Annotated in this window: 21 protein-coding genes and 1 pseudogene; 14 read left to right on the top strand and 8 right to left on the bottom strand. The window is 69.7% G+C overall.

Annotated elements, in window-relative coordinates; translation table 11 throughout:
- The first annotated feature begins 137 nt into the window (after positions 1–137).
- The 12 genes from QZ483_RS07220 (at position 138) to truA (ending at position 8421) form a co-directional block, all read left to right on the top strand.
- Complete coding sequence (locus QZ483_RS07220; protein WP_297082420.1) at positions 138–725, top strand: TasA family protein; 588 nt, start codon at positions 138–140, stop codon at positions 723–725.
- The gene (locus QZ483_RS07215) at positions 722–2113 is read left to right on the top strand and encodes an RICIN domain-containing protein (protein WP_297082418.1); all 1392 of its coding nucleotides are present in this window, start codon (positions 722–724) and stop codon (positions 2111–2113) included. The genes QZ483_RS07220 and QZ483_RS07215 overlap by 4 nt, the downstream gene beginning before the upstream one ends.
- Positions 2113–3006, top strand: a complete 894-nt coding sequence (locus QZ483_RS07210; protein ID WP_297082416.1) for a hypothetical protein — start codon at positions 2113–2115, stop codon at positions 3004–3006. Before QZ483_RS07215 ends, QZ483_RS07210 begins: the two co-directional genes overlap by 1 nt.
- Entirely contained in the window at positions 3003–3632 is a 630-nt protein-coding gene (locus tag QZ483_RS07205) for a signal peptidase I (RefSeq protein ID WP_297082414.1), read from the top strand. The genes QZ483_RS07210 and QZ483_RS07205 overlap by 4 nt, the downstream gene beginning before the upstream one ends.
- Before the next feature lie 125 nt (positions 3633–3757).
- Positions 3758–4360, top strand: a complete 603-nt coding sequence (locus tag QZ483_RS07200; RefSeq protein WP_297082412.1) for a hypothetical protein — start codon at positions 3758–3760, stop codon at positions 4358–4360.
- Between the two features lie 123 nt (positions 4361–4483).
- Complete coding sequence (gene infA, locus QZ483_RS07195; RefSeq protein ID WP_061960952.1) at positions 4484–4705, top strand: translation initiation factor IF-1; 222 nt, start codon at positions 4484–4486, stop codon at positions 4703–4705.
- 51 nt (positions 4706–4756) lie between these two features.
- On the top strand, positions 4757–4870 hold the full coding sequence (gene rpmJ / locus QZ483_RS07190) for a 50S ribosomal protein L36 (RefSeq protein WP_061960951.1): 114 nt from the start codon (positions 4757–4759) through the stop codon (positions 4868–4870).
- Positions 4871–4997: 127 nt separating this feature from the next.
- Positions 4998–5366, top strand: coding sequence for a 30S ribosomal protein S13 (gene rpsM / locus QZ483_RS07185; RefSeq protein WP_297082410.1), 369 nt, complete (start codon positions 4998–5000; stop codon positions 5364–5366).
- A gap of 3 nt (positions 5367–5369) precedes the next feature.
- Positions 5370–5759: a 30S ribosomal protein S11 gene (gene rpsK / locus QZ483_RS07180; RefSeq protein ID WP_061963598.1), complete on the top strand. Its 390-nt coding sequence runs from the start codon at positions 5370–5372 to the stop codon at positions 5757–5759.
- Positions 5760–5936: 177 nt separating this feature from the next.
- Positions 5937–6926 carry a DNA-directed RNA polymerase subunit alpha gene (locus QZ483_RS07175; RefSeq protein ID WP_297082409.1) on the top strand — a complete coding sequence of 330 codons (990 nt, stop codon included), beginning with the start codon at positions 5937–5939 and terminating at the stop codon, positions 6924–6926.
- An 18-nt stretch (positions 6927–6944) separates the two neighbouring features.
- Positions 6945–7484 (top strand): 50S ribosomal protein L17, encoded by a 540-nt coding sequence (gene rplQ, locus QZ483_RS07170; RefSeq protein ID WP_297082406.1) that lies wholly within the window; start codon positions 6945–6947, stop codon positions 7482–7484.
- Between the two features lie 55 nt (positions 7485–7539).
- Positions 7540–8421 (top strand): tRNA pseudouridine(38-40) synthase TruA, encoded by an 882-nt coding sequence (gene truA / locus QZ483_RS07165; protein ID WP_297082404.1) that lies wholly within the window; start codon positions 7540–7542, stop codon positions 8419–8421.
- Here truA and QZ483_RS07160 read toward each other — a convergent pair.
- From QZ483_RS07160 to QZ483_RS07130, 8 genes and pseudogenes are all read right to left on the bottom strand, one after another.
- Positions 8336–9349: a glycosyltransferase family 2 protein gene (locus QZ483_RS07160; RefSeq protein WP_297082401.1), complete on the bottom strand. Its 1014-nt coding sequence runs from the start codon at positions 9347–9349 to the stop codon at positions 8336–8338. The genes truA and QZ483_RS07160 overlap by 86 nt on opposite strands.
- A gap of 29 nt (positions 9350–9378) precedes the next feature.
- Positions 9379–10713, bottom strand: coding sequence for a wax ester/triacylglycerol synthase domain-containing protein (locus QZ483_RS07155; protein WP_297082399.1), 1335 nt, complete (start codon positions 10711–10713; stop codon positions 9379–9381).
- Positions 10706–11233, bottom strand: a complete 528-nt coding sequence (locus tag QZ483_RS07150) for a 4'-phosphopantetheinyl transferase superfamily protein (RefSeq protein WP_297082397.1) — start codon at positions 11231–11233, stop codon at positions 10706–10708. Before QZ483_RS07150 ends, QZ483_RS07155 begins: the two co-directional genes overlap by 8 nt.
- 89 nt (positions 11234–11322) lie before the next feature.
- On the bottom strand, positions 11323–11598 hold the full coding sequence (locus QZ483_RS07145) for an acyl carrier protein (protein ID WP_297082394.1): 276 nt from the start codon (positions 11596–11598) through the stop codon (positions 11323–11325).
- A gap of 80 nt (positions 11599–11678) precedes the next feature.
- Positions 11679–12245, bottom strand: a complete 567-nt coding sequence (locus tag QZ483_RS07140; RefSeq protein ID WP_297082392.1) for a glycosyltransferase family 2 protein — start codon at positions 12243–12245, stop codon at positions 11679–11681.
- Between the two features lie 17 nt (positions 12246–12262).
- Positions 12263–12607: pseudogene (locus QZ483_RS13590) on the bottom strand (glycosyltransferase family 2 protein); the annotation flags it as partial.
- A gap of 1 nt (position 12608) precedes the next feature.
- Complete coding sequence (locus QZ483_RS07135; protein ID WP_297082390.1) at positions 12609–13151, bottom strand: DapH/DapD/GlmU-related protein; 543 nt, start codon at positions 13149–13151, stop codon at positions 12609–12611.
- Entirely contained in the window at positions 13148–14143 is a 996-nt protein-coding gene (locus tag QZ483_RS07130) for a glycosyltransferase family 2 protein (protein ID WP_297082388.1), read from the bottom strand. Before QZ483_RS07130 ends, QZ483_RS07135 begins: the two co-directional genes overlap by 4 nt.
- 313 nt (positions 14144–14456) lie before the next feature.
- Between QZ483_RS07130 and QZ483_RS07125 the strand changes: the two genes are divergently transcribed.
- Together QZ483_RS07125 and QZ483_RS07120 are read left to right on the top strand one after the other, a co-directional pair.
- Positions 14457–15464, top strand: a complete 1008-nt coding sequence (locus tag QZ483_RS07125; RefSeq protein ID WP_297082386.1) for a hypothetical protein — start codon at positions 14457–14459, stop codon at positions 15462–15464.
- Positions 15465–15470: 6 nt separating this feature from the next.
- Positions 15471–16863: SDR family oxidoreductase (locus tag QZ483_RS07120; RefSeq protein ID WP_297082384.1), on the top strand; the 1393-nt coding region annotated here is incomplete at its 3' end.

Below are 16863 nucleotides of genomic sequence, written 5' to 3'. Positions count from 1 at the left end.
GGGGCCGCGCACCTGCGCGGCCCCGACCCCGGCGAAGGATACGCACGTCTCCGGCGACACTCGCCTGAATTCGCCCGCACGGCACTGCGCCCACGGGCATCCACCTTCCGCTCGACCTTGATGGCAAGGGCAACGCGATGGCATCCAGCATCCACTCCGGCCGGCTGAACCCGGTCGTCCGCACCCGCGTGCGCGCACCCAGCGCCCGCGGTCTGCTGGCGACCGCCGTAGCGCTCGTCGTGGGGATCTCCGGTGCCGTCTTGGCTGCGGGCGGCAGCTATGCGTACCTCAACGCGACCACGCCCGCAGGCGACGCCGCGACCATCACCGCCGGCAGTGCCGAACTCCTGGTGTCCCATGGCGGTGGCACTCCGGCACAGACTGTGGCGATTCCCGCGACGGGCCTGCAGTCCATGCTGCCGGGGGACCGCGCCCAGCGGCAGTTCGTGCTCCACAACACCGGCGTGGTTCCACTCGACGTGAGTGCGTTCACCCTCGAGTCGACTGCCTGGGAACTGCGGGCCGCGTCCGGCGCTTGCGGGGGAGCCGCTCTCCCCGGCGCACCTCTCGATGGGGTCTCGACGACGATCGTGCCGAGCCTCGCCGCAGGCGCGACAGCAACGGTCTGCCTTGAGGTGCGGTTGCCCGCAGCAGCGCCAGCCGGCAGCGAGAACAGCAGTGGCTCCTTCACCATCACGCTCGACGGCATTCAGGTGGCGCCATGATCGCCCATCTGAGATCCCGACGCCGTACGGCCCTGATCACGGCCGCGGCCGTCTTCGCCGTGCTCGTCGGAGCGACGGCCTCCTGGGGGTACTGGACCAGCCAGGCCACCGTCACCACCTCGGCTTCCTCGGCGGATCTGACCGTCAGCACGGCCAACTTCGGGTCCGTGACCGCCCGGCTCGCCAACGAGTCGCTGACCAGCACGGGCACGGTGACGATCCAGAATTCGACGAGCACCTCGAGCACGCAGAGCGCCCAGGTCACGGTCACCCTCAGCGCGACCGGTGGCGACGGGTACCGCGGCAACTTCTCGCTCGCGGTCTGGAATCAGGCGACGGCCGCGTGCACCGCGGCGACACCGCCCGCGTCGCTCGTCAACGCGGCGGCCACCTGGGCGAGCGGCGGCTCGTTCGTCGCCGACTTCACCCCCGGTCAGTCGCGCACCTACTGTGTGCGAACCACCTCCCAGCGCGCGACGGGCACGTGGCCCGCGAGCGGTGCGGTGAGCTTCACGCCCCAGGTGAACGCGGCGATCGCGCTCGGCAACTATTCCGGGAGCGCCTCCGCCACGGCGTCGCTCACGACCGAGCACCTGTACCCGCTGCACAACCCGACCACGAGCAACGCTCACTGGTACTACATTCACGGATGGAACTCCGCCAACCTCGCTCACTGCCTCGACTACTTCAACGCCGAAGTGCAGGTGGGCGGCTGGCAGTGCAAGGACGTGGGCACGCGCAACCAAGCCTGGCGCTTCGAGGCCGTCGCCGGCAAGCCGGGGTACTACGTGATCCGCACGAACCAGGGGTCCGGCGGTCCCGTCATGCAGGTGGACGGCAACCGCGTGATCATGGCCGGCGCTGTCAGCGGCCGCCTCACGCAGCAGTGGACGCTCCAGGCGAGCTCCACCTCGTCCAGTGCGCGGCCGCGGTATCAGCTCGTCAGCGCCTCGACGGGCCAGTGCGTCGTGAAGGGGGCCGCCAACGGTCTTGTCACGATGGCCAACTGCGACAGCACGGCGAACCAGAGCTACCTCGTCGTGCGCACGATGTACTCGGGGGTTGACGGCACCGGCGACACCATCAGCTGCGCTGTGGTGGGCGGCAGCTACCGGATCACGTCGACCGGCGCGACCCCAGGCATGCGATACGAGGCTCGACTTGACGGCAGCACGTACACCGCTCAGGCTGCGGGCGGGGGTACTCTCACGATCGACGTGCCGACCACTACCGGGAACGACCAGACCTGGACGCTCGAGGTCTACGAGGTGGGACCGGGCGGCGACACGGGCACGCGGGTGGCGCGGGGCTCCGCGGAACGAGACCGGTCCGGCCCGCGCTGGTATCGCCAGTACTCGTACTCCTGCTCGCTCTCGGGCATGGGCTGATGCGTCTGGCGACATGGGGACGCGCGGGCAGGTGGGCTCTCGGCCTGGCCCTCGGCGTAGTGGTGGTCGCGAGCGGGCCCGCGCAGGCGGACGATCCTCCGATCTCGATCTCGGCGGACGGTGCGACCTACTCGGCGCAGTACCCGGGCGGTCTGTTCGATGGTGCTGTCATCGTGCCCAACACCGCGCCCGAGCGCAGCTTCTGGGTCCGGAACACCGGCCCCTCGGGAGCGCACCTCGCAGTCGCAATCCGCGACGTCAACTCGGCCTCTGCCGATCTTCTCGATGCGCTGTCCGTCGAGGCGCATGCGGGCGGCGTCTCCGGCCCGCGCGTTGGCCTGTGGGCGGTGAGCCCGTGCGTCACGCTCCTGAGCGCCGTGCACCTGGATCAGGGCGAGGCCGCCCGCGTCGACGTCGCGCTTGCCATGGCCGACGTCGATGGCGACACGGCTCAGGTGACCGATGCGGACTTCAGTCTGGTGCTGACGCTCACCAGCGACGATGTGCCCGCTCCGGGAGGATGCTCGATGCAGGCCCCGACGCCGGACACGACCGACGGTCCGTCCGTCCCCGGTTCCGGCACTCCTGCCGCGCCGCCTGCTTCAGTGCCAGGGGGCACGGGCACTGGGGTGGTCGCGCCGCCCGCGGTGGTCATCCCCGGATTCACGGGGCCGTCGGAGCCAGCCACCATCCCGAGCGCGCCGCCCGTAGTCGACGGGCCGACCGACGTGGAAGATGTCTCTGAGGTCGCGGGTGCGACGGGCGTCGATCCCAACACCGATAGGTTCTATCAGGAGTACTTCGTGCTGGCATGGGTGGTCGAGGCCATTCTCGCTGGGACCGTCACCTGGTGGGTGGTGCGCCGTCGGCAGCGCGCGGAGGTGATGTCGTGACGAGCCAGGAGGATGCCATGACCGATGAGGCGGCAACCCAGGACGCTCCCCGGGAGCGCGGTCTGTGGGGGTACATCGGCCTGGGCCTCAGCTGGGGGCTGCTCGCCCTGGTGTCGCTGGTGGCGGCCCTCGTGGTCGTCGTGCCCGCCGTGACCGGATCGACGCCCTACACGATCATCACGAGCTCCATGGAGCCCAGTTACCCGCCGGGCACGCTCGTCATCGTGAGGCCCGTCGAGGCTGACGACATCCGCATCGGCTCGGTCATCACGTACCAGTTGGAGTCCGGCAAGCCCGAGGTGGTGACGCACCGGGTGATCGAGATCATCCAACCCAGCGTCGCGGGCGACGCTCCGCGTTTCGTGACGAAGGGCGACGCGAACGGCGCACCGGACAGCGAACCCGTGATGGAGGTCCAGATCCGCGGCGAGGTCTGGTACTCGGTGCCCTGGATCGGATGGGTCAACAACGTCGTGAACGGCGACATGCGATCCGTCATCATCCCCATCGTCGCTGGCGTCCTGTTCCTCTATGCCGGCTACCAAGTGGTGAGCGCACTCATGCAGCGCCGTCGCGATCGCCGAGCGGGCCAGGACGACAGCGCGGACCACGCCAGCGAGCAGTAGCGCGGGATCGGCGGCGTTGCATCGCCCGTCCTTCGCTCGCCATTCACCTCTCGTCAAGCGCGTCGACACCGACCGGTCATCTCGCCTCCGTAGCGTCGCCCTGACCGGCGCGAGAGGAGCCCGACGTGGGCGGCGACATGAGGGACGACGCCTCATGGTCACGCGCCTTCATGGCGGGCTCGGGCCTGGGATCGGGGGCCTCTCCCGGGCGCCGTGAGTCTCCCGAGCGTCACGAGGCCTCGGGTGCGGATTTGCTGCCCGCCCGGTTCGCGCAGCTGGCCCGCCATCGCGACGCCGAGGTGCGGGAGGCGATCGCCCGGCGCGTGGACTGCCCCATGGCCGTGCTCGCGTCGCTTGCGCACGACTCGCGAGCCTCGGTCCGGACTGCCGCGGCGTCGAACCGCGCGGCGAATCCGGCGATCCTCGAGCAGCTGGCCGGCGATCGCGATCGGTCGGTGGTGAAAGCCGTCGCCCGCAACCTCTCCGCATCGACGGAGCTGCGGGAGACGCTCGCGCGGCACCGCTGGAGCGACGTGCGCCGGGTGGCCGGGCGGACCGCGGCCGAGGTGGCGCAGGCTGCCGCCGGCTCGGCTCAGGAATCCGCAGGGCTTCCCTCGGAGCTCCGCGACCGCGCACCTCGGGCGGGCACGCCCGCCACGGAGGCCGGAAGCACCGTCGCGCCGCGGCGCATCCCGCTCCCCCGAACGGGGCGGCCGCGCGTACAGTGAGCCCTGGAGCGCTCGGGGTTCGCGAGCGGTGGCACCGGTTGAGAAGGCGCCGACCTTCGCGTATAGTTGTGCGTCGGGCGTTTTTGCGCGCCCGCACGAATCCCATCAACGTGAGCGGAGTCCATGGCCAAGAAAGACGGCGTCATCGAGGTCGAGGGCACGGTCGTGGAGGCGCTTCCCAACGCCTCCTTCCGTGTGGAGCTGACCAACGGTCATCTCGTCCTCGCCCACATCAGCGGCAAGATGCGACAGCACTACATCCGAATCCTCCCTGAGGACCGGGTCGTGGTCGAGCTCAGCCCGTACGACCTGTCCCGCGGCCGCATCGTCTACCGCTACAAGTAAGCGCGCTCGGCACGCATAGGCGTTCCGCGTGCCAGCCGCAAGGAAAGAAGCATGAAGGTTAAGCCGAGCGTCAAGCCCATCTGCGACAAGTGCAAGGTGATCCGTCGCAATGGCCGAGTCATGGTCATCTGCGACAACCTGCGCCACAAGCAGCGTCAGGGCTAGACAACAACACAGACCGCGTTCAGGCAGCCGCAAGGCAGCCCCCGGCTCGGAGGCCGGGGCCCGCACCACCATCCAGCGGGAAGCCTGAGCGTCAGACCTCCGACTACTGAGGAGTAGAAGAAAGACAATGGCACGCATCGTTGGCGTCGACCTCCCGCGCGAGAAGCGCATGGAGATCGCGCTCACCTACATCTACGGGATCGGCCGCACTCGTGCGCAGCAGATCCTCGCCGCCACCGGCGTCAGCCCGGACCTCCGCGTCAAGGACGCGGGCGACTCCGAGCTCGTCGCCATCCGTGACTTCATCGAGGCCAACTTCGAGGTCGAGGGCGACCTGCGCCGCACGGTCCAGGGCGACATCCGCCGCAAGGTGGAGATCGGCAACTACCAGGGTCTGCGCCACCGTCGTGGCATGCCTGTCCGCGGACAGCGCACCAAGACCAACGCGCGCACGCGCAAGGGCCCCAAGAAGACCGTCGCCGGAAAGAAGAAGTAAGCCATGGCAGCTCCCACGCGCAAGCCGCGCAAGAAGATCAAGAAGACCGTCGCGCACGGCCAGGCCCACATCAAGTCGACCTTCAACAACACGATCATCTCGATCACGGACCCCTCGGGCGCCGTCGTGTCGTGGTCGTCGTCGGGTCAGGTGGGCTTCAAGGGCTCCCGCAAGTCCACGCCCTACGCCGCGCAGATGGCCGCCGAGGCCGCCGCGCGCCGCGCGCAGGACGCGGGCATGTCCAAGGTCGACGTGTTCGTCAAGGGCCCGGGCTCCGGTCGCGACACCGCGATCCGCTCGCTCACGGCCGCCGGCCTCGAGGTGACCTCCATCAAGGACGTCACCCCGCAGGCGCACAACGGCTGCCGCCCGCCCAAGCGCCGCCGCAACTAGCGAACGGGGGCCGCGCGCCCTCGCCCAGGCGAGAAGCGCGCGACCCCGCCCCCGGGCGGCCGGTGCCCCGCGCATCGGCCCTCCCGAATCCTTTCAACTGAACAACCTCCACCCCGCCGGACCGATCCGTCGGGACTTGCGAGCATCAAATAGCGGGTGCTCGGAAAGGAAGCAACAGTGCTCATCGCACAGCGTCCCCAGCTGACCGAGAAGGTCATCTCGGACAACCGTTCGCAGTTCTCCCTCAAGCCGCTCGAGCCTGGCTTCGGCTACACGCTCGGCAACTCCCTCCGCCGCACGCTGCTGTCGTCCATCCCGGGCGCGGCCATCACCTCGGTGCGCTTCGAGGGCGTCCTCCACGAGTTCACGACCATCGAGGGCGTGAAGGAGGACGTGACCGAGATCCTGCTCAACCTCAAGAACCTCGTGGTCTCGTCGACCCACGACGAGCCCGTCGTCATGTACCTGCGCAAGTCGGGTGCCGGCGCCGTCACCGGTGCCGACATCGCGCCGCCCGCCGGCGTCGAGGTCCACAACCCCGACCTGCACATCGCCACGCTCAACTCGAAGGCCAAGTTCGAGGTCGAGCTCACGGTCGAGCGCGGCCGTGGCTACGTGCCCGCGTCGATGAACAAGAGCTACGACGCGGAGATCGGGCAGATCCCCGTCGACTCGATCTACTCGCCGGTGCTCAAGGTCACCTACAAGGTCCAGGCGACCCGTGTGGCCCAGCGCACCGACTTCGACGAGCTGATCATCGACGTCGAGACCAAGAACTCGATCTCGCCCGGTGACGCCGTCGCGTCCGCCGGATCGACGCTGGTCGAGCTGTTCTCGCTCGCGAAGGGCCTCAACGAGGCTGCCGAGGGCATCGAGATCGGCCCCTCGGACTCCGAGGAGTCCATCGAGGAGGACTACAACCAGCCCATCGAGGAGCTCAACCTCACCCAGCGCTCGTACAACTGCCTCAAGCGCGAGGGCATCCACACCGTGGGCGAGTTGACCGCCCGCTCCGAGGCGGACCTCATGGACATCCGCAACTTCGGGCAGAAGTCGATCACCGAGGTCAAGGAGAAGCTCGCCGAGCTGGGCTTCTCGCTCAAGGACGGCGCCGTCGAGTACGACGCCGGTTCCGCGGGCGTGTACTTCTCGGGCAGCGAAGAGTAACAAGGAGAACCTGCAACCATGCCTACCCCCACCAAGGGAGCGCGCCTGGGCGGCGGTCCTGCGCACGAGCGTCAGATCCTGGCGAACCTCGCGCAGAGCCTGTTCGAGCACGGCCGCATCACCACCACCACCGCCAAGGCCAAGCGCCTGCGCCCGTACGCCGAGCGTCTCATCACCCACGCGAAGCGCGGCGACCTCGCCGCCCGCCGCAAGGTGCTGGGCCTGCTGTCGGACAAGGGCGTCGTGCACACCCTGTTCACCGAGATCGGCCCCGGCTTCGCCGAGCGTGACGGCGGCTACACCCGCATCACCAAGGTCGGCCCCCGCAAGGGTGACAACGCCCCCATGGCCGTGATCGAGCTCGTCGAGTTCGGCGCGCCGGCCAAGAAGGCTGTCACCAAGGAGGCCGAGAAGGCTGCCAAGAAGGCCGCCCCCAAGGCCGAGAAGGTCGAGGAGGCCCCCGTCGAGGAGGCCCCCGAGGCCGAGGTCGAGGAGGCGCCGGTCGAGGAGGCCCCCGAGGGCGCCGACGAGGCTGCTGAGAAGGCGGACGACAAGTAACGACGGCCGATGCGCGGGCTGGTTCCCGCGCGTCCGGTCACCGAGGCGGGCTCTCATGACGGAACACACCAGTGACGTCGTGAGGGTCCGCCTCGATCTTTCCTACGACGGCACCGGCTTCTCCGGCTGGGCGACGCAACCCGGGCTCCGGACGGTGCAGGGGGAGATCGAGGCGGGGCTGGCCCGCCTCATCAGGGACGATGCGGGGGCTCCGTTGGGAGCGCGCGTCACCGTGGCGGGACGCACCGATGCCGGGGTCCACGCCCGCGGACAGGTCGCTCACGTGGACGTGCCGCGCACCTCCTGGGACCGCATGCCGGGTCGCTGCGTGCGTGCGCCCGAGGATGGGCTGCGCGACCGCTTGGACGGGGTGCTGCCCGATGACGTCCGCATCGCTCGGGCGTCCGTCGCTCCCGAGGGCTTCGACGCCCGCTTCTCGGCCACCGAACGGCGGTACGCCTACCGGGTGTGCGACCGCCTCGAACTGCGGGACCCGCTGACGCGCAGGCATGTCCTGTGGCACGACAAGGCGCTCGACGTCGCGGAGCTGAACCGCGCATCCGCCCTGCTCACGGGCCTGCGCGACTTCGCGCCCTTCTGCCGTGGACGCGAAGGCGCGACCACCATCCGCACGCTCACGGAACTGTCGTGGGCCCGGGTCGCATCCGGAGTCGATGAGGGCCTGGTGGTCGCGACCGTGCGCGCGGACGCGTTCTGCCACTCGATGGTGCGGTCCCTCGTGGGCGCGCTGCTCGCCGTCGGGGAGGGCCGGCGCGACCTCGAGTGGCTCGCGGCGGTCGCCTCAGAGAGCGAGCGCTCGCAGGCCATCGCGGTGGCGCCCGCGCACGGCCTCACGCTCGAGCAGGTCTCGTATCCTGCGGATGCGGATCTTGCGGCGCGCGCGGAGCAGACGCGGCAGCGTCGCGAGGCGCTGTAGCAAGCCGGTAGCCGCGCATCGCCAGCGCCCGGCGCAGCATGCGAGCCACGCGGTCCTGGAGCGCGAACAGCCGGACCGCCCCGGCCGCCCGGTACGCCGCGACAGCCGCCCACTGGACCGCGCCGCCGTCGTCGCGGCCGGCGATCAGGCGCTGCATCCTGCCGAGCGCGCGACTGTACTCCGGGGGGATCTCGACGACCGGCGTGAGCTGCGCGGGCCGGGAGTTCCACCGGGATTCGATGGCGGCGACCGCGGTGCCACGATCCGTGCACTCCTTGATGTATCCCGCCAGGTGACGCACATGGTGGTGGGAGGCCGCCGCCCGCTCATCGAAGCTCGCCCGAGCGCCGAGCTCAATCAGGCGCAGGCCCAGGTCGAGGTCTTCGTTGTAGTCGAGTCGCACCGAGGGCTTGAGCTCCTCCGCACGCTCATAGAGCGCGCGCGGGAGGCTGATCGTGCCGCCCCACAGCGACTGCAGGATCGTGGCCGACTCGGCCCTGCGCCACACCTGTGCCTGCATCTCGTACTCGCGCGCGTAGAGGTACGTTGGCGCGTCGTCGGAGCCTCGCTTCGGGGGCAGCGCGACGGGCATGTAGCCCAGCAGCACGCTGTCGCGGTGCGTCGCATGGAACGCGCGGTGCGCATCGATGTAGCCCTCGTGCGGCTCCACGTCGTCGTCCGCGCAGATCACGACGTCACAGCGTGCGTTCGCGAGCCCCTCGATGCGCGCGAGCGCCAGGCCGCCATTCACAGCCAGTTCACTCACTGTCACACGCGCGTCGTCGAGCCAGTCACCGAGTGCGTGCTCCCACCCGGGGTGCGGCCCATCGAGCACGACGACGACCTGGTCGGCCCCCTGCCGCAGGTACTCGGCGACTAACGGCGGGACGCGGTCGACCCGGCGATACGAGGGAATCACGACGGACACGGTGGGCCCGTCTGCCGCCGTCCGTGGTGTCACGATCGCCCCGGGTCAGGTGCGCCCGTCATGTGCTCATAGATCTGGCTGACAGTCGCCCTCAGGTCGCGCGTCGCGGGCACGTTCACGCCCACGACCACGGAGCCGTCGTAGAGCACTCCTGCGGCGGAGATCTGGTCGGTCCCGCTGCTCGAGGGGAAGGGAACCATGGCCCGGACCTGGGCGCCGCAGAAGTACGCGGCCTTCGCGAACCACGGCAGCAGCGTCGACGTGCCGATCTCGAGGGCGTCGGCGTACGCAGCCTCAGCACCCTCGCCGCGTCCCTTCACCTGCGCGCCGATCGACGCGACTCGCGTGGCGACGTCGTCGTCGGCATCGCCCACCACGTCGAGGTCGAGGATGTGGTTGCGATACCGGGGTGTCGCCGGGCTGTGCAGCGACACGGGTACGCGCAGGCTGACGGTGCGCTCGGGCCCGTCCCATGCGCTGATGATCGCGCTGGCCAGCAGGTCGCCCATCGACCCGCCGTACTCGCGTGCGCGCTTGCTCGCCAGCGCAGCGTCAATGATCCGGTAGTCGGAGGCAACCGGTGGCAGCACCCGGTCCCGCAGCTCGTCGCCGCCGCGGTTGTACCGCAGCGGCAGCACCAGTCTCGCCGCCGCGCGGCGCCCCCGGCGCAGGAACGACTTGGACCAGTAGTTCCGCCACGCCGCGGACCACGAGTCCTGGCGGCCCCACCACTGCTGGAGTGCGATCAGCGGCAGCTGCCAGGCGGTCGCCGGGCGTTCCCCGGCATACGGGTCCTGCGGCGCCGGAACCGGCTCGTCGGGGGACTTCTGATGGAACTTGCGCATGAGTGTCATCGCGATCGCGCCGTCGAAGATCGCGTGGTGCCGCACGATGCCGAGGGCGACGCCGCCGTCGGTGAGCTCGGTCACGCGCATGCGCCACAGCGGATGCTTCAGGGGCATGACGCCGTCATGGGCGCCGGCGAGGGTCCGCGCGTCCGCAGTGTCGAGATCGACGACCTCGTCGGCGAACACCACGTGCTCGGCCACGTCGAAAGCGGTGTCCGGCACCCAGGCCGGAGGGGTGAGTCCCAGAGCGGACCGCTGGAGCCGGAGGCGCAGGTCGGGCATGCTCGCGACCTTGGCGTCGATGTACGCGGTCAGCTTGGCGCGGTCCACCCGGCCATCCGCTCCGCGGAGGGGGTCTCCGTCCATGAGGAAGAAGCCGTAGGTGTGCATGTTCTCGTACGAGATGCGGTCCGAAAGGTAGCCCTCCTCCCAGATCTGCATGAACTCGGCGAAGGGCCTCGTGCGCCCGTCGCTCGGCTCGGCACCGGCGCGGTCAGGGCTGGAGACGTCAGTCACGGGAGTCCTCCAGAACCAGCGTGTGGGCGTGGAGGACAGCGTCGCGGTCGGCGACGGCAAGGTGCGCCTCGAAGGGCTGCAGGGGGAAGTGCGGCCGGGCACCGGAGTCAAGGGTCCGGAAGTCCGTCACCAGGCCCGTTCCCGTCGCCTTGGTCTGGGCCTCCTTCGACGTCCACACGCGCGCGAGGTAGCGACGCCTCGCGTCGTCGTCCAGTGACTGCGCCGTGGTCGACTCGTGGGGCGTGCACATGCGCCTCACCAGCGCAGGCGAGTCGAAGGCGCGGAATGGACCGGCCTCGATATCGACGCCGATCCTGGCGTCGGCGCAGGCCCCCACGAGGAGCATGGTGCTGCTGTGCGAGATGCTCACGTCCGCATCCGGGGCGTTCCGCGGACGCGGCTTCGCGGTGGCGGACGCGCGCGTCAGGCCGTTCCAGGCGAAGAGGTCCCGCGCGTTCACGATCTCCTCGAGCCATGCGCGGGCGAGCGCCGAGAGATCCGCGCGGCTCGCTCCGGGCACGGTGCCCAGGCGCCAGTGCACTGCGTGCCCGGCAATCGCGGCAGTTCCCCGGGCGTCGAGCGCCAGGGGAGAGGAGATCGTGGCGGCGGTCAACCGTCGGCGGCCCGCGACGCGAGCTCGGCGGCGACCTCGCGGAGCGTGCCGTGCTCGGCGAAGATGCTGGCGTCGACCTCGAGGTCGTACGCGTCCTCGATCTCGGTGCACAGCGTCAGCACGTAGATCGAGTCGAGCTCCATCTCGCTCAGCGGCGCGTCAGGGGTGATGGTCTCCGGGTCGATCTGCTCGTAGAAGGCGAGCTGATCCATCAGCCACTGGGCGATCGACTCCTCAGTCGCGGCGACCTTGTCGTGCTCTGTAGAGGACATGGGATCTTCCTTTCTCTGGTGAGGTGCCGTGCTCGTTGCGGCAGCACCCGGTGGGCGTGTCGGGACATGGGCGGAGACCTTCATGCTCGCGCCCCCTCAGCGTGCGGCGCACGCCCGACATCGGTGAAGAGGCGGGACTCGGCGTCGGGATACCCGTCGCGCCAGTCGCGCCGATGCGTCCACGCGTGGGTCCACGTGCCCTGCCGGCCGCGCAGCGCGTACGGCGCTGCGCGCAGGCCCGCGCCGCACTGCAAAAGCGCGATGCCGATCGCGGCGGCGGCGGCGCTCCACTGCGATCGCAGCACTGTCGCCTTGCCCGCCAGCACCAGGGACATCTTGCGCCCGCCGGGCTCGGTGGAGCCGCCCACGGCATGGATGATCGTGGCCTCGGGGACGATGACGGGCCGGAAGCCGTGCTCGCGCGCGCGCCCGGAGAACTCGGCGTCCTCTCCGTAGAGGAAGAACCGTTCGTCCATGCCGCCGAGCCCGTCCCAGGTCTCGCGACGGGTGAGCAGCAGGCAGCCGGTGATGATCGGCACCTCGCGCACGGTGTCGCGCTCCCAGCGCCCCAGGGACTCGGGATCGAACACGCGGGAGCGCTTGAAGACGGTCGACAGTCCCGACGCGTAGCACGCGAGCGACCACAAGGTCGCGGCTCCCCACCGTACAGGCCGTGCTCGGGGTGCTCGCGAGCGAACGACACGAGGGCATCGATAGCCCCGTCGAGCACCGTGGTGTCGGGGTTGAGCAGCAGCACCCAGGGAGCCTCGGAGCGGCTCACTCCCAGATTGACGCCGCGGGCGAATCCGAGGTTGGCCCCCGCCTCGACGACGGTCACAGGATCGCCGAGCTCCCGCAGTGCCGCGACGCTGCCGTCGCGCGAGCCATTGTCGACGACGACGATCTCGATGTCCGTGGTGGTCGCGGCCAACGCGGAGCGCACACACGCGACGGTCTCGTCGCGCGTGTTGTAGTTCACGATGATGACCGACACCTCGGGCGCGCTCATGTCACGCACTCCCCACCGGCGCGCCCGAACGCCACGACAGCACGCGCGCCGGGACCCCGCCCACGATCCCCCCGGCGGGCACGTCGCGGGTGACGACCGCTCCTGCCGCGACCACGGCTCCATCGCCGATGGTGACGCCGGCGAGAACAACGGTGTTGGCGCCGAGCCACACGTCGCGCCCGATCATGATGTCCTCCTCGACCGTGTCCTGATCCATGATCGGCTGATCGGGAGCCGTGCCGTAGTTCGACGCGGTGATCGTCACGTTCGGCGCGAGCAGGCACTTCTCTCCGAGCACGATGCGCCCGGTCGAGTTCCCGGCCCACAGGATGCTGTGCTCGCCGATGTGGCTGCCGGCGCCCAGCGAGATGCGCTCGGCATTGCGGAACGAGACGTTGGGCGCGAAGCTGACGTCGGGGCCCCGATCGAGGAGCCGTACCTGCCTCACGTGGGAGTACGACGCGAAGTGGAGCAGGCGGAGCGCATGGCCGTAGGTCCTCGGATCAATGAGGGACCGGAGGGCTCCGCGGGTCTTGCCGCTCATGTGCTGACCTCGCTGGCGGGGCGCGGCGCGGCGGCGCCCAGCACGACGGGCTCGGGCGGCTGCACGTCGGTGAAGACGGTGCCCGTCACCGGCACGTGCCGGGCCTCGCGCATCCCCTTCACAAGACCGCCGATGTACGCGGCCTGACCTCGCCTGGAGCGGGTCGTGCGCATACGCCTCGCGTAGCGGCTGGCGGCCCGCGCGATCCGCACCGTCAGGCGGCGACCGTTCGTGCGCGACGAGCGTCGCCACTTGGAGCACATGGCGCCCGTGCCGAGGCCGTACGCGCGGGCGAGGCGGCGATAGTCGGCGTCGTCCCGCGTGAACACGTGCTGCACCTCCGCAGCCTGCACGCGTGCGATGTGGAGGCCGGCATCCAGGACGCGGCAGAGCGCGTCGGTGTCCTCGGCTCCGCCGAAGTGCCGCCCGGCGCCGAGCACAGGATCGAACCCGCCAAGGTCAGTGATCACCGACCTGCGGAACGCCATCAGCGCGCCGTGGCCGGCGTCGAGACCGTCGAGCACGTCGGTGAGGATCGCGGTGGGAGGGTTCGGGTCGCGCTCGGAGGTATCCGAGATGTCTCGCAGGTGTCCGGTCGTGGCGCCCACGGCGGGGGAGGAGAAGGGTTCGATGAGCGGATCCAGGAAGCCCTCCGCGACCAGGCAGTCGTCGTCCGTGAAGACCACGATCTCTCGCTCGGAGGTCTCGAGACCGAGGTTGCGCGCGATCGAGAGCCCCGGGATGTCGGAGCGGACGTACCGCACACTGTGGCGCTCCGCCGTGCGGGCCGTGTCGATCGTGGTCGAGCCCGAGTCCACCACGATGATCTCGGCGGAGTCTGCCAGCGCAGCGCACAGTGCGCCCAGCGCACGGTCGAGCATCTCCGCACGGTCGCGGGTGCACAGGATCACGCTGACCTGGTCGGACGTGATGCGTGCCCCCACCTGTGCTGGCGTCGACTCCGCGGCCGACGAACGGCGCGAGGATTCCACAGGCCCCCTCCTGTTCCCTCAACGAGCACACGGCCAGTGGCCACGTGCACCCCCCCAGTGGCGACGAAGACGACGCCTCTACCCAGGGTTGCGCGTCACAGCCGGATATGCAAGCCTTGCGGGCGGTATTCGTCACACCTGTCACACCTGGTTCACGCACTCGAAACAACTTCGTGCGACAGTGGTCAGGGGAGGAGTCATCCCCTGGCTCCTGCCAGCGACACCGCTGGCAGATGGGCTTCCGTTGGGGATTGGGGCCTCACGGGGGATGATGTGACGAGGGCCATGCGGCTCACGTGAGGGGGAGTGGACCATGGAACAGCCCACATATGTTCGGCGGCTCATCGAGCAGAAGTATGTCCTTGCCGTCGGTGTGCTCGTCGCGCTGATCGCGGGCTTCTTCGCCGGCTTCGCCATCGTCGACGGCGAGGTGGTGTCGCGCGCGACCAAGACCTTCACCGCATCGTCCAAGGTGCTGCTGACCGCGCCGTCCCCGGAGCTCTACCAGGTGGAGATTCCTGAGGAGACGGAGACGATTCCGCTGGATGCCGACGGCAACCCCACGGAGCAGGAGCTGATCATCCGTCCGGCGACGCCGCTCGACCTGTCGAACTCGGCGATCATTCTTGCGTACCTGGCCTCGTCGGACCAGATCGCGGACGCGGTCGAGGCAGAGATCGGTCCGCTGGGGGATGGAGAGTCGATCGTCGCGGTGCGCCGCACCACGCAGCCCAACGGGGACGAGCGGTTCGGCGGCAGGCTCGAGCTGCCGATCGTCGAGATCGCCGGCGTCGCCGAGTCGGCGGACCGTGCACAGCTCATCTCCGCATCGGCTACGGATGCGTTCGAGCAGATGGTGCTCTCTGAGCAGCGCGAGCTGGGCATCGCCGAGGACATCCGCCTCGTCCTGGAGGAGCTGAACGGCCCCGTCGCGGTGGAGGTCGAGGGCAGCAACCCGCTGATCCCCGTCGTCGTCGTCGGATTCGGGGTCTTCCTGGTCTTCATCGCCGCGGCACTGATCGTCGGCGCCGTGCGCGACAAGCTTCGCGAGAGGCGCGCAGGCATGGCCGTCGAAGATGAGGCTGAGGGTGAGACGGATGTCACGAGCGACGCTGATGAGGCCGCCGTCAGTACTGAGGACGGCGAGGGCGACCCGGACAGTGTGACCGCCGCGGACGAGGGCGACCCGGACCTCGACCCCGCGAGCGAGGACGACTCCGACGACGGTGAGGGCGACCCGGACCTCGACCCCGCGAGCGAGGACGACTCCGACGACGGCGCCCACAAGCCTTCCAAGGCCCGCAAGACCACGCGCGTCTAGACGGCCATGGCAGTCGAGGTCGCCTCGCTGACCCCGATGAGCCGGCGCGATCGGCTCCTGCGGGGGGGAGTCGACGTGCTCATCGCGCTCGCGATCGGCGCCGTCGTGATCGCCGCCGTGCTCCTCGCCGATCCGCTGATGGTGGGCGGCGCGCTCGTCGCCGCAGCGGCGACGTTCCTGCTGCGGAAGTGGATCTTCACCTGGACCACGATGCTGTTCCTGCTGACGGCCGTGATCCTGTTCGTGCCGATCCGCCGCTACGCCCTTCCCATCGACGTCGGGCCCGCGCTCGAGCCCTACCGCGTGATGATCGTCGCGCTCATCGTCGCCATCGCGGTCGCGGTGATGACGGGCAGGTCGCTCACGTGGCGGCCGGTCGTGTGGGGCTGGTCCATCGCGATCTTCCTGTGGACCATGTTCGCTTCGCTGATGTTCAATGCGGTCACGCTCACGGAGGCGGGAGCCGTCATCGGGCCCCTCGGCAACGTGGTCCAGCTGGGTTTCCTGCTCTCGACGGCGGTGATCGTCCGGCAGCTCCTGCGGTCCGAGCGCGTCGTGATGATCCTGCTGAACTTCATGGTGATCGGCGGAGCCGCGATCGGATGCTTCGCGTTCATCGAACGCTACTTCGGGGTGAACGTCTTCCTCCAGCTCCAGCGCTTCCTGCCGCTCGTGCTGCTGCGTGACGACGCGGAGTCTCTCCGTGCGGGCGGTCTGCGCGCGTACGCCTCAGCGCAGCACCCGATCGCGCTGTCCGTGGTGTTCTGCATGCTCATCCCCCTGGCGATCTACCTCATGAGGCACAGCCCGTGGCCCCGCGTCAGCCTGACCCGACGGCTCCTGTACATCGCGTGCATCGGCGCCATGGGGGTGGGCCTGCTCAGCGCCGTCTCGCGCACGGGCGTCGTCGTGCTCGGCGTGATGTTCCTGGTGACGCTCCTGCTGCGACCGCGCGTGGCGCTCGTGCTCGCCGCGATCGCCCTCCCGATCGTGACCCTGGTCGGGCTCGTGCTGCCGCGACTGTTCGAGAGCACGGTGGGGTCGTTCCTCGACATCGACGCCCTGATCGCCTCGCAGTTCACCAGCATCGGCTTCGCCGGGCAAGGACGGCTGGCTGACCTCCCAGAGGCCTTCGCCGATTTCCGCGTGAACCCGTGGGCCGGTACCGGCGTGGGCACCCGTGTGGTCGTCGGAGACGCCGCCAACGCCCAGATCCTCGACAACCAGTGGCTCGGCTCTCTGCTCGAGGCGGGCGTGATCGGCATGACCAAGGCACTGGCGCGCGAGTTTGCGCCCGCGATTCGCATCAACGCGGTGGCCCCCGGCCCGGTGGAAACCGCGATGGTCTCGCTGGAACACATGAGCGAAGAGTGGATTGCCAAGGAGCTCGCCATCCCGG

The organism is uncultured Demequina sp., from assembly GCF_913055775.1.
Classification (GTDB): Bacteria; Actinomycetota; Actinomycetes; order Actinomycetales; family Demequinaceae; genus Demequina.
The sequence above is the reverse complement of the archived record's forward strand: the minus strand, read 5'-3'. Positions and strand labels throughout refer to the sequence as shown.